Below are 11,408 nucleotides of genomic sequence, written 5' to 3' on the forward strand. Positions count from 1 at the left end.
GCGGTCGGCGGGGCCATTGTGGCTCTTGACAGCGGATTGGGTCATATGAGCGAGCTTCATGGCGATCCACTGATGGGCGGAAAGTGTGGCGAACAGCCAGGTCTCGTTGTTGTCGGCGATGATGATCTGGTCGTTGGTGCAGACGCCTTGATCATCGATCAGTCTGCCGAGAAGCTCGACGCCCTCGCGGGCCGTGGCGCTCTCGCCCAGGATGATGCTGCCGTAACTGTACTCGCCCAGACCCACTTTCTCATCGATGTGGTCTGCTGCATCGGCCTCCTCGTTATAGGAAGTGCTTAGCGTGGCAGAGCAGGAGACGCCCTTCTCGTTGATTCCGGCCTCGGAATAGGCGTCGGTGCGACCCATCCAGTTGGAGGGGTGGTCGCGTACATAGCTGTAACGATAGGTAGGCTTGTTCGAAGTGTATTCAAAAGCAGATTCAATCGAGCTGTACTTAAAGCCAGGTTCGTGGGCAGGTTCGATGCCGTAGTGCTTAAGATAGCGCTTGCCAAAGTCCTCGGCGCGGCCGTAGTACGTGTTGCCGTCGGCCGTCAGCTTGTTGCCCATATAGACCTGCGTGCAGGCGAGCGCAGATGTCGGCATGGACATGATGGTTGCAGCTCCAAAGGCGAGGCCTATGCCTAGCTTCTTGAGCGCGTTGACGGGGTGAGTTTTCCTCATTTTCCCTCCCAGCGTGCGAAAGCTCTCCGTTGCCAGAGAGCTTCAGCCAATAAAGACACCCCATTAGCGTAACGAACTGGAAACAATATTCATCTATGAAAGAAACTTACTCGATAAGCGTAATGAAATATGCGATGAGTGGTTAATTATACTCGGTTTGTAGCTTTACTTTAATAAAGACGTCCTGCAATTACATTACCTGAATAAAGCGCCTTGCACGGGGCGCAAAGAAAATCCCCCGCTGTTTGGCAAATGCATAAACAGCAGGGGAGACGATAATTGGATGAATATCATACCAATGTGGAATTACTTCTTCCGGCGGTGGATCACGTTGATCGCATAGCCGACGAGCATGGCCAAAACGATGATGATAAAGCCGAGCAGGGGATTGTCGTTCATAGGGTCCTCCTATTTTCCGAGCGGGGAGAATTCGTCGACGATGAGGTCGAGGCATTGCGGAAGCGCGCGGGCTCCAAAGACGCCCGAATTGCTGGAGATAATCTCGCCATCGAACTGCATGCCCAGCGACGGGGTGCAGGTGATCTTGGCTTCCTTGGTCTGGATGATCTTGAACTGCGGGCGGCCGAGTACCTTGCCGGCGGGGTCGAGTGCGGCGGTGATCACAGTCGGTAGAAGCTGCACAGTTTTTACGGGTTCGATGACCGCAATGTCGACCATGCCATCGTTCATACGGCAGTCGGGGAACAGGTTGATGTCGTTTTGGATGACCGAGGTGTTGCCGGCCATGCAGCAGATGCCGTCGAGCTCCTCGACAATGCCGTCATGCTCAATCGTAAAGTGCGCCACCGTGGGATTGGGCGTGGCGAGCGCGGAGAGGAAGTAAGCGATCTCGCCGATGTCGTTTTTGGTGGGGGCGGCCTTCATCATGATCTCGGCGTCGAAGCCCGAGCCGGCGATGATGATGAAGCCGTGGCGCTTCTCGTTGCCGTTCTCGTCGAGCCAAAAGAGCTCGCCCATGTCCACTTTGACCGTGCGACCGGCACGGCAGGCCTTGGCGAGCGCCGCTGCCTCGGGGGCATTGCCGATGTTGTTGAAGAACAGGCAGGCTGTGCCGGAGGGGAAGACGAGCGTGGGGACACCGCACCCGCGCATCTGGTCGAGCACGTTGGAGACGGTGCCGTCGCCGCCCGAAACGACCACGCGGTCAAACTCGCGCACGTCTGCCACGGCGTCCTCGGGCTCCATGCCATCGCCGATAAAACGCATCACGACCTCGTCGCCGCCCTGCGCGAGGGCGTGCGTGAATGCGTAGATTTCATCTGAGCTGGGGCCCGATGCCGGGTTGTGGATGATAAGGCAGCGCATACTTACGTTCCCGTTCTGTGACTAACCGAGTATAGTTGTAAGGCAATGCCGATATCCTACCCGTGTTTTTCGGGCCTAACCTTATTCGATGGGTTGATATGTACATTTCCACACATCAGGCTCTACTCGACTTTTGCCAGCGCGCCCGTGAGTTCGACGCGATTGCCGTCGATACCGAGTTTTTGCGCGAGCGCACATTCCACCCGCGCCTGTGCTTGGTTCAGATTGCCACCCCTGCCGAGAGCGTAGCGGTCGACCCTCTGGTGATCGACGACCTCTCGCCGCTGGCCGAGCTTATGGCCGACGAGAGCGTGACCAAGGTCTTCCACGCGTGCTCGCAGGATATGGAGGTCATGCTCCATACCGTGGGCGTGCTGCCACGACCGATTTTCGATACGCAGGTCGCCGCCGCCTTTTTGGGCGAGCGCCAGCAGATTTCGTATGGCGCGCTCGTGCAGACGTTTTGCGGCGTCTCGCTGCCCAAGACCGAGTCGCTGACCGACTGGTCGCGTCGCCCGCTGACCGATAAGCAGATTGAGTACGCGATCGATGACGTCAAATACCTGATCGTCGCCTATACCGAGATGATGAGCCGCCTGCGCGAGCTGGGCCGCGTGGACTGGGTGCTCGACGAGTTGCGTCCTCTGGTCGATGAGTCGCACTACCGTGCCGATCGCCACGAGGCGTTCCGTAAGGTCAAGCGCATCAATTCGTGCAGCCGTCACCAGTTGGGCATCGCGCGCGAGCTCGCCGCCTGGCGCGAGGATCGCGCCGAGCGCCGTAACATCCCGCGCAAGTGGGTCATGTCCGACGACACGCTGCTTGCGCTCGTTAAGCGCAATCCCGTGCGCGTTGAGGAGTTCCGTAGCATTCGCGGTACCGATCAGTTGGGGGAGCGCGACGTGGACGGCGCGCTCATGGCCATCAAGCGCGGTGCGAGCTGTCCGCACGATCGCCTGCCGCTCTTGGTGCGCGGACATCGTCAGATTTCGCCGGAGCTGGAGAGCGTGACTGACCTTATGTATGCGCTTATCCGCCTGGTTGCCGAGCGCTCAGGCGTTGCGACCTCGGTCATTGCCTCGCGCGATGACCTGGCCGACTACATTGAGCATCCCGAGCAGAGCCCCCTGCGCGAAGGCTGGCGCTTTGAGCTTGTGGGCTCGCGCCTAGACGATCTGCTTTCCGGCAATATGGGGTTGACGGTGAAGGACGGCAAAATCGAGCTCCTGTAGGGAAGCCTAGCCGGTTGAGTGGGTAAAATGCCTCCAACGTGTAACTCGACTCGGAGGAATTCGCATGCCTTATTACTATGGATACGGCTTTGGCATCGACCCGCTGTACCTGCTGGTTGTTCTTGTCTGCACGGTGCTTGGCCTTGCCGCACAGAACTATATCAACTCGACGTACAAAACCTGGTCCAAGGTTCGCTCGGACGGTGACACGGGCGCCACGGTCGCGCGCCGCATGCTTGACGCCAACGGTTGCAATGCCGTGGGTATCAAGGGTGTCGCCGGTGAGCTCACCGACCATTACAACCCGCAGGATAACAACCTGTATCTCTCAGATGCCAACCGTTCGGGCGGATCGGTCGCAAGCGTTGCCGTCGCCTGTCACGAGGCAGGTCACGCCGCTCAGCGTCAAAGCGGCTATGCCATGATGAAGGTGCGCACCGCCCTGGTCCCGGTCGTCAACTTTACCCAGAACACCTGGACCATCGTGTTACTCTTGGGCCTGTTTATGAACATTGCCGGGCTCACGACCCTCGCGTTGATCTTCTTCTCGTTTAGTGTGCTGTTCCAACTCGTTACGTTGCCTGTCGAGATTGACGCCAGCCGACGTGCTGTGGCGTACATCGAGCAGTCGGGCATGAGCTCCAAGCAGGTCAACGGCGCCAAGAAGGTACTGACGGCAGCCGCGCTTACCTATGTGGCTGCAGCGCTCACTTCGATCATTCAGTTGCTCTACCTTATGGCTCGCTACAACAGAAACTCCAACCGATAACAAATGGGACAGGCAGGCGCCGCGGGGATTCGTGTCCTCGCGGCGCTGTACTATGTGTTGGACTTAATTTCGCACGGGGCCGGAGCCTCTGTGCTCGATAACGAAAGGAGGCTGCGTGGCAGGCTGGAACCTAACCGGTAATGCCGTTTCCGCCGAGTTCGACGGTTCGGACGAGCAAGAGCGCAAGGAGCTCAGCGTGAGCCAGGCGGTGGAGATTGCCGCCGGTGCGCTCGATGCCATTCCGCAGCTGAGCGTCTTGGGCGAGGTCACGGGTTTTCGTGGTCCTAACGCCCGAAGCGGCCACTGCTATTTCCAGATCAAGGACGATTCGGCCGCCGTTGACTGCATCATTTGGAAGGGTGCCTATCTCAAGCGCACGTTCGATCTGCGCGACGGTATGCAGGTGAGCTTTAAGGGCAGCTTCAATCTCTATAAGGCTACGGGCCGCATGAGCTTTGTCGCTCGCTCGTTTTCGCTGGCGGGGGAGGGTCTGCTGCGTCAACAAGTGGCGCAACTGGCCGAAAAGCTACGCCGTGAGGGTCTGATGGACGAAGCGCGCAAGCGCCGCATCCCGGTGTTCTGCTCCCGCGTGGCGGTCGTCACCTCGCTTTCGGGTGCCGTAATCGACGACGTCAAGCGCACATTGCGTCGTCGCAACCCGCTCGTCGAGCTCGTCTGCGTGGGTGCCAAGGTACAAGGCGAGGGTGCGCCGACAGAGCTCATTGAGGGCCTGCGCCGCGCCGCTTCCATTACGCCGGCGCCCGACTGTATTTTGTTGGTGCGCGGCGGCGGCTCCTTTGAGGACCTCATGACCTTTAATGACGAGGAGCTTGCCCGCGCGGTGGCGGCTTGTCCCGTGCCCGTGGTGACCGGCATTGGCCATGAGCCCGATACCTCGATTTGCGACATGGTGAGCGACCGTCGCGCCTCCACGCCTACGGCGGCGGCCGAATCGGTGGCGCCGGCTATGACGGAGTTGGCCGATGTGCTCGAGGCGCGCTATCAACGTCTGGGTGCTGCGATGGCATCGATGATTGGGTCGGCCCAGGTCGACCTGGAGATGCTCGATCAGCGCGGTCGCCGTGCCTGGGATACCTATACGGCTCGCTTGGGCGATGCGCTCGATGCGGCTGCGTGCCGCCCGTGCCTCAACGACCCAACGTTTATGGTTGAGCGTCGCGAGTCTGAGCTTGCCCTGACGGCCGATCGTTTGTCCGGCGCCATAACGCGTTCGGTTGGGGCATTCCGCTCCAACTTTGAGCGTCTGCCCGAGCGCTTGATCGCAAGCACCTCAGGACTCGATGGCAAGCGCCATGCGCTCACGCTCGCAAGCTCCCGCCTGGAGCATCAGGGGCGCACGATGCTCAACAAGCCAGCATCCGACTTGGGCCGTGCGGCAGCCTCGCTCGATGCCCTGTCGCCGCTCAAGGTGCTTGCCCGTGGTTATTCCATCGCGTACAGCGATGATGGGGTGGCCACGAGCGCCAAGACCTTTAAGCCCGGTGACGCCATTCGCGTGCGCATGGCAGACGGCAACGTGGCGGCAACGGTCGATACGGTCGAGTAGGCCGCGTTTCATAGCGATAAACCTTTAGGAAAGGAAACAGATATGGCAGAGAAGACCCCGGTCGAGCAGCTTACGTACAAGCAGGCTTCACAGGAGTTGGAGCTCATCATCCGCAGCTTGGAGTCGGGTGATATGGAGCTCGAGGAGTCGCTTGAGAGCTATACCCGCGGCGTCGAGCTCCTCAAGAGCCTGCGTACCCGCTTGTCCGATGCCGAGCAGAAGGTCTCGGTGCTCCTGAAGGACGTCGACGGCAACGACGTGCTCGCCGACGGCGAAGCCGCCAACACCGACGACAACCTTTCGTTCTAACCATCCCGACCAAATATAATTACCTTGGTCTGTGAGAAAGGAACCAACCATGTGTGATTGCATCTTCTGCAAAATTGCCAACCACGAGATCCCCTCGACCGTCGTCTACGAGGATGACCAGGTCATCGCGTTCGACGACCTCAATCCCCAGGCGCCGGTCCACACGCTCGTGATCCCCAAGAAGCACTACAGTGACATCGCCGATAACGTGCCCGCCGAGACCATGGGCGCCATGGCCCACGCCATCCAGGAGGTCGCCAAGGCCAAGGGTCTGGAGGACGGTTTCCGCGTCATCTCCAACAAGGGCGTCAACGCCGGTCAGACCGTCATGCACTTCCACATGCACGTCCTCGGCGGCAAGAACCTGGGCGAGAACCTCATCTGAGGACGCACGGCCCGTCGCCTTGGCTGCCTTTGGAGTAACCTATGCAGTTTTCTCAACTCGAATACCTTCAAGCGGTAGCGAACTACGGCGGCGTGCGCAAAGCGGCTCGCGCCGTTCACGTGAGCCCACAGGCTGTCTCGTCGGCAATTAAGAAACTGGAGTCTGAGTATCAGATCGTTTTGCTCAATCGATCGGCGGGGGAGGCTGTTTTGTCTCCGGCGGGCAGAGAATTTGCGCGTCGTGCACGCGTGATCCTGGCACAAGTCGACGATCTCAAAAAGTACACCCAATCGGGGAACGGTGGCGTTTCGCCCGACGGCCACTTTCGTCTTTACGTCCCCTGTCTTCACGGGCGGGGGCGTCTTTTTTCCGAAAACTGGTACGACTCGTTTGAAAGCTCGCACCCTCAGATTCACCTTGATGTGTGGCATCAGCCAACGGCTACATGCTTTGAATCACTTGTGCTTGGCATTTCGGATGCGGCCATCTCATTTGAGGAACCAAGGGACAGTGTCCTTTCTTCGAAATACTTGGGTGAAAAGGAGCTCAAGGTTCTTTCGTGCCCAGCGGGTCATCAATCTGTGGGTGCTATGACCGTTCGTGAGTTACTGGGCGGCAGGTTAGCTGTTCCCATTAATTTGTCGCCCTGTCTCAATGCGATCAATCAATGCCCCGAAGCTCAGCTGGTTAATTTCCGCTTCCGCGACGTCGAATACGGAAACAGAGCGCAGGCTGAGTTTCTTCAAGCCGGGGGATTGATATTGGGTTTTTCTGGCTCTTCTCTCGCATCAGATGGGTCGGAAGTGAGCGAGTACTCTATTGAAGGTTCGCATGACGTAGCCTTGCCCATCTACTTTTGCTATCGACAAAATGCCTGGACCGATCGACACCAGACGGTATTTCTTCACCTATTGCGTCATCTTGCTTCGTGAGGCCATTTGGCCTCGTGTCGTCAAGTGAATGTTGACGCCTTGTAACACATGACTGACGGCTTTGCCCTCATGCTTTTCCAAGATTCCGATTTAGATTGTTGACTCTTGGAGGGCGGAGCATGAAAAACCGTACGGTTTTGCTTTATATGACGTTTGTTTTTCTGTCGAACTTCAGCACCATTTTGTATTTTCTGACGGTTTACCTTGAATTCGTCGGATTCTCGATGGTGGCGATTTCTAGCATGATGATTGCATATCAAGTGAGCAAGTTCATCCTTGAAGTTCCCACTGGCTATATTGCCGATAGGTTTGGACGAAAGACAAGTGGTCTCGTTGGCGTCGTGGGGATGCTTGGATACTACGCCGCCCTGCTTCTCGTCCGTTCTCCTCTGCTTTTAATCGGCGCGTTTGCTCTCAAAGGTTTTGCCGCTGCATGTATGAGCGGGTCCATGGAAGCGATTTACATTGACAGCGTCTCTCTGGACCAGCTCGTAAGGCTTAATGTCGTTGAGCGATTTGTTTTCTATGCCTCTTATGCCCTCTCCGCTTGTGTGGGCGGTTTCATTTCGTCCGCTGGCGCGTATCTCATTGGTCTTTTGGCAGATATCATCGCAATGGTGTTGACGTTGGTTGTCGTTGTCTGCATTCCTGAGATGCGAAGAGGGGACACTACAGCGACACCTAAGCGTGGAATTAGCCCGAAGATGATCGGTGCCGCTATTGCGCGTAACGGCATTCTTCGTTCAGCGTTCATCATGGACTGCTCTCAGGCATTTGCTTTTGTCGCCCTGGAAGACTTTTTCTCACTGTTGCTTGCGGGTCGCGGAATGAATGCCGTCGCTTCGGGTGTGATCATTGCGGTCCAGCTTCTTGCCTCGGCCTCCATGGGGCTTATTGTGCCCAGTGTGATTGCTCATGTCGACAAGGGCCGTTTTGCGCGTATTTGCGGCATCGTGCGCCTTTCCCTGGCTGCTCTGTTTTTGATTCCCTTTACTCCGGTCTATTTGCTGCCCGTGTTCTATGTACTGCAGACGGTCGCGTACTCGTTATTTGCTCCAATTAAATACTCAATTTTTCAAAATGCTGTCGATTCTTCGATGCGCTGTTCACTGATTTCGGTCCAAAGCCAGATGGTGGCGGTGGGTGCCATCCTTTTCTATCTGTTCAATGCTGCGTTGAGCAGCATCGCGGGCATTCGAGTCGTATTGCTTGTTGCGCTCGGGATTTCTTCCCTGGTGTATATCCCCGCGCTATTTCGTCTTACAAGTCAAAGGCCATGAGTATTTAGGCACCGATAACTTATATATCAACGCAATAAACCCGAGCGCGAGGGCGTTTGGGTTTATTATTGAAGCGTATGTAACCTGGCGGCGCCACACCGCCTGTTAGTAGGGAGACACATGAACGTTCTGGTCGTCAACGCGGGATCTTCGACCCTTAAGTATCAGGTCATCGACACCAAGTCCCATAAGGTGTCCGCAAAGGGCTCCTGCGAGCGCGTCTGCTTTACCGGTGGTACCTTCACCCATGCTGCCAATGGCTCCAAGAAGGTGACCGAGAACATCGAGTTCCCCGACCACAAGGTCGCCATCGAGGTCGTCCTGAAGGACCTTGAGGCCAACGGCGTCAAGATCGAGGGCATCGGCCACCGTATCGTTCAGGGCGGTTGGTACTTTGGTGATTCCTCCCTCGTCGACGAGGACGTCCTCGCCAAGATTCGCGAGGTCGCCCCGCTGGCGCCGCTGCACAACAACCCCGAGGCCAACGTTATCGAGTACTGCCTGGAGCAGTATCCCGATCTGCCCAACGTCACGGTCTACGACACCGCTTTCCACTTCAACATGCCCGAGGTCGCCAAGACCTACGCCCTTCCCAAGGATGTTTGCGACAAGCTGCACATCCGTAAGTACGGCGCCCACGGCACCAGCTATCGCTACATCTCCAAGAAGGTCGCCGAGATGACCAACGGCGAGGCCCGCAAGGTCGTCGTGTGCCATATCGGCTCCGGCGCTTCCCTGTGCGCCATCGAGGACGGCAAGTGCATGGACACCACCATGGGCTTGACGCCGCTCGACGGCGTCATGATGGGCACCCGCTGCGGCTCCATCGACCCGGCTACCGTGTGCTACCTGCAGCGCGAGGGTGGCTACACCTTCGACGAGGTCGACGAGATGATGAACAAGAAGTCTGGCCTTTTGGCTGTGACCGGTGGCAAGACCAACGACTGCCGCAACGTTGAGGAGCTCGCCGCTGCTGGTGACCCCGAGGCTCAGCTCGCCTTCGATATGTTCGTCTACAAGATTGCCGCTAAGGCCGCCGAGATGGCCACCTCCATGTGCGGCATGGACACCCTGGTCTTTACCGCCGGCATCGGCGAGCACGCTCCGGCCGTTCGCGCTGGCGTGGCCGATCGTCTGGCCTTTATGGGCGTCAAGATGGATCACGCCCGTAATGCCCTGCGTGGCGACGGCGCTTGGTGCCTGTCCGCCAAGGATTCCAAGGTCAAGATTTTCGTCATCCCTACGGACGAGGAGTTCATGATCGCTTCCGACGTCGAGCGCATCGTCAACGGCAAGTAATTGCAAGAGGGGAGGGGCTGGACGACCGAGCGCCGTTCGGCCCCTCTTTTGCGCTCGTTGGGCGATATGCTTGATAGCTATTTATCAAGTTGTGATAACTTCTTATTAAAATGCGGCCGCCTTAAGGGGTCTGCGTCGACCGTATTGCACTGCAAAGGAGTCTCATGAACGTACTTGTTGTCAACGCCGGCAGCTCAAGCCTTAAATATCAGCTTTTGGATACCGTTACCCGCGAGGTTTTCGCCAAGGGCAACTGCGAACGTATCGGTTCGGACATGGGCATTTTTGGCCACTCCGAGAACGGTGGCGCCAAGCAGACCGAGGAGGTCCCTTTCCCCGATCATCGCTCTGCTATCGCTCGTGTGCTCGAGGAGCTCGAGAAGACCGACTTTACGATTGATGGCATTGGACATCGCATCGTTCAGGGCGGCTGGCACTTCGATGATTCCGCAGTCGTCGACGATGAGGTCATGGCCAAGATCCTTGAGGTGGCCCCGCTCGCTCCGCTGCACAATTACGGCGAGGCTGCAGCAATCGAGTATTGCCGCGAGAAGTATCCGGAGCTGCCCAACGTCGCCGTCTTTGATACCTCGTTCCACATGACCATGCCCGAGGTCGCCTACACCTACGCGCTGCCCAAGGACGTTTGCGACAAGTACCACGTGCGCAAGTACGGCGCCCACGGCACGAGCCACCGCTATGAGTGGATGATGGCCAAGGAGATCCTGGGTTCGCGCTGCCACCGCCTGCTTTCGTGCCATCTGGGCAACGGTGCTTCGCTCGCTGCTATCGAGGACGGCGTGTGCCGCGACACCACGATGGGTCTCACGCCGCTCGATGGCCTGATGATGGGCACCCGTTGTGGTTCCATCGACCCGGCCACCGTGTGCTACCTGCAGCGCGAGGGCGGCTACAGCTACCAGGAAGTCGATGACATGATGAACAAGCAGTCTGGTCTGCTTGCCATCTCGGGCATCTCCAACGACGCCCGCGACATCCGCACGCGCGCCTCCGAGGGCGACGAGCGCTGCCTGCTCGCCTTCGATATGTTCGCCTATAAGGCCATGCAGCAGGCCGGTTCCATGATCGCTTCCATGGCGGGCGTGGACACCATCACCTTTACCGCCGGCATCGGCGAGAACGACTGGTCGATCCGCAAGGCCTTCTGCGACTGCTTTGAGTGGCTGGGCGTACGCATCGACAACAACAAGAACCGCGAGGCCGTGGGCAACGGCCCGCAGGTCATCAGTGCCGCCGGTTCCGCCGTCACGGTCATGGTCATCCCCACCGACGAGGAATACATGATCGCCCACGACGTCGAGCGCCTGACCAAGAACAACTAAGGCGCGCATTTGCAAGTAAACGAAAGGCCTCCAGAGCAACAGCTCCGGAGGCCTTTTTGCTAGCAGGTGGAAATTCCAGTCCCAAAGTGACCATCGCCGGCAACGCTTGCACTTCCAGCAACGGAACCCGACCATTCAGATTTTTAGCTCCAGCTCGTAGCCAAGCCGCCGTCCACTCCAGATGCCCTGAATGCCATGTGACGGCAGGGACCCTACAGGGTAAAGCTCCGGAACATTCCGCACTGATATTTTCTGTATTGAAGACGTCGATGATGCACCCGTATA

Annotated in this window: 11 protein-coding genes; 9 read left to right on the plus strand and 2 right to left on the minus strand. The window is 57.9% G+C overall.

Annotated elements, in window-relative coordinates; genetic code table 11:
* Positions 1 to 681, minus strand: a 681-nt coding sequence (locus JMJ97_RS09220; RefSeq protein ID WP_260700073.1) for a C69 family dipeptidase, incomplete at its 3' end; no start/stop codon positions are given.
* Between the two features lie 408 nt (positions 682 to 1,089).
* The gene (locus JMJ97_RS09225; RefSeq protein ID WP_156597430.1) at positions 1,090 to 2,007 is read right to left on the minus strand and encodes a diacylglycerol/lipid kinase family protein; all 918 of its coding nucleotides are present in this window, start codon (positions 2,005 to 2,007) and stop codon (positions 1,090 to 1,092) included.
* Between the two features lie 98 nt (positions 2,008 to 2,105).
* Here JMJ97_RS09225 and rnd point away from each other — a divergent pair, with 98 nt between their 5' ends.
* The 9 genes from rnd (at position 2,106) to JMJ97_RS09270 (ending at position 11,123) form a co-directional block, all read left to right on the plus strand.
* On the plus strand, positions 2,106 to 3,239 hold the full coding sequence (rnd, locus tag JMJ97_RS09230) for a ribonuclease D (RefSeq protein WP_260700075.1): 1,134 nt from the start codon (positions 2,106 to 2,108) through the stop codon (positions 3,237 to 3,239).
* Positions 3,240 to 3,303: 64 nt separating this feature from the next.
* The gene (locus JMJ97_RS09235) at positions 3,304 to 4,008 is read left to right on the plus strand and encodes a zinc metallopeptidase (RefSeq protein WP_117635400.1); all 705 of its coding nucleotides are present in this window, start codon (positions 3,304 to 3,306) and stop codon (positions 4,006 to 4,008) included.
* Positions 4,009 to 4,123: 115 nt separating this feature from the next.
* Positions 4,124 to 5,575, plus strand: a complete 1,452-nt coding sequence (gene xseA / locus JMJ97_RS09240; protein ID WP_328291067.1) for an exodeoxyribonuclease VII large subunit — start codon at positions 4,124 to 4,126, stop codon at positions 5,573 to 5,575.
* Positions 5,576 to 5,617: 42 nt separating this feature from the next.
* Positions 5,618 to 5,884: an exodeoxyribonuclease VII small subunit gene (gene xseB, locus JMJ97_RS09245; RefSeq protein ID WP_006234311.1), complete on the plus strand. Its 267-nt coding sequence runs from the start codon at positions 5,618 to 5,620 to the stop codon at positions 5,882 to 5,884.
* Between the two features lie 49 nt (positions 5,885 to 5,933).
* On the plus strand, positions 5,934 to 6,269 hold the full coding sequence (locus JMJ97_RS09250) for a histidine triad nucleotide-binding protein (RefSeq protein WP_035137921.1): 336 nt from the start codon (positions 5,934 to 5,936) through the stop codon (positions 6,267 to 6,269).
* A gap of 41 nt (positions 6,270 to 6,310) precedes the next feature.
* Positions 6,311 to 7,201, plus strand: a complete 891-nt coding sequence (locus tag JMJ97_RS09255; protein ID WP_195520517.1) for a LysR family transcriptional regulator — start codon at positions 6,311 to 6,313, stop codon at positions 7,199 to 7,201.
* A gap of 119 nt (positions 7,202 to 7,320) precedes the next feature.
* The gene (locus JMJ97_RS09260) at positions 7,321 to 8,481 is read left to right on the plus strand and encodes an MFS transporter (protein WP_006234307.1); all 1,161 of its coding nucleotides are present in this window, start codon (positions 7,321 to 7,323) and stop codon (positions 8,479 to 8,481) included.
* A gap of 120 nt (positions 8,482 to 8,601) precedes the next feature.
* Positions 8,602 to 9,780, plus strand: a complete 1,179-nt coding sequence (locus JMJ97_RS09265; RefSeq protein ID WP_006234305.1) for an acetate/propionate family kinase — start codon at positions 8,602 to 8,604, stop codon at positions 9,778 to 9,780.
* A gap of 164 nt (positions 9,781 to 9,944) precedes the next feature.
* A complete protein-coding gene (locus JMJ97_RS09270) occupies positions 9,945 to 11,123 on the plus strand; it encodes an acetate/propionate family kinase (RefSeq protein ID WP_260700081.1) in 1,179 nt (392 codons plus the stop codon).
* Positions 11,124 to 11,408 lie beyond the last annotated feature (285 nt).

Source organism: Collinsella aerofaciens (genome assembly GCF_025289055.1).
Taxonomy (GTDB): Bacteria; Actinomycetota; Coriobacteriia; order Coriobacteriales; family Coriobacteriaceae; genus Collinsella.

What these genes read in the sequence shown, in the direction of transcription:
- JMJ97_RS09225 (WP_156597430.1), bottom strand. Translation starts at nt 2,007, where the DNA reads ATGCGCTGCCTTATCATCCACAACCCGGCATCGGGCCCCAGCTCAGAT.
- rnd (WP_260700075.1), top strand. Translation starts at nt 2,106, where the DNA reads ATGTACATTTCCACACATCAGGCTCTACTCGACTTTTGCCAGCGCGCC.
- JMJ97_RS09235 (WP_117635400.1), top strand. Translation starts at nt 3,304, where the DNA reads ATGCCTTATTACTATGGATACGGCTTTGGCATCGACCCGCTGTACCTG.
- xseB (WP_006234311.1), top strand. Translation starts at nt 5,618, where the DNA reads ATGGCAGAGAAGACCCCGGTCGAGCAGCTTACGTACAAGCAGGCTTCA.
- JMJ97_RS09250 (WP_035137921.1), top strand. Translation starts at nt 5,934, where the DNA reads ATGTGTGATTGCATCTTCTGCAAAATTGCCAACCACGAGATCCCCTCG.
- JMJ97_RS09255 (WP_195520517.1), top strand. Translation starts at nt 6,311, where the DNA reads ATGCAGTTTTCTCAACTCGAATACCTTCAAGCGGTAGCGAACTACGGC.
- JMJ97_RS09260 (WP_006234307.1), top strand. Translation starts at nt 7,321, where the DNA reads ATGAAAAACCGTACGGTTTTGCTTTATATGACGTTTGTTTTTCTGTCG.
- JMJ97_RS09265 (WP_006234305.1), top strand. Translation starts at nt 8,602, where the DNA reads ATGAACGTTCTGGTCGTCAACGCGGGATCTTCGACCCTTAAGTATCAG.
- JMJ97_RS09270 (WP_260700081.1), top strand. Translation starts at nt 9,945, where the DNA reads ATGAACGTACTTGTTGTCAACGCCGGCAGCTCAAGCCTTAAATATCAG.